Here is a 529-nt window from a genome sequence, read left to right on the forward strand (position 1 = left end):
AAGAGCCAACCGTACAAGTAGCAGAAATACTATATGTACCCACACTTGAAAGCGTCAGACTCGTACCTGAGGAACCATTCGACCAATTGACTGTGCCTGCACAACCACTGGCTGTCAGGGTTAAAGTACTCGGCGCACACACCACTTTTGGATTTGGTGCATTGATGCTTGGGGCTGCTGGTTGGGCTACAATTTGCAATCCTATTACTGCTACACTTGCCGGAGAAATACAACTACCTACTGTACAAGTAGCAGAAATAGAATAAGTTCCCACACTTGAAAGGGTTAAGCTACTGCCTGATGAACCATTCGACCAGTTCACAGTCCCTGCACAACCACTTGCCGTTAAGGTTAAAGTACTCGGTGCACACACTACTTTTGTAGCCGGGGCTGTAATCGTTGGAGCAGTTGGCTGACTGACAATCTGCAAACCTGTGACTGCTGCACTTGGCACACTTGTACAAGACCCAACTGTACAGGTTGCTGTAATGCTGTAAGTGCCTACACTTGATAAAACTATACTTGTGCC

At 46.9% G+C, this 529-nt stretch carries 1 pseudogene; it reads right to left on the bottom strand.

The window, feature by feature from the left end:
- A pseudogene (locus tag EWM59_RS27980) lies at positions 1–529 on the bottom strand (hypothetical protein); the annotation flags it as partial.

The sequence above is a fragment of the Emticicia agri genome, assembly GCF_004168285.1.
Classification (GTDB): Bacteria; Bacteroidota; Bacteroidia; order Cytophagales; family Spirosomataceae; genus Emticicia; species Emticicia agri.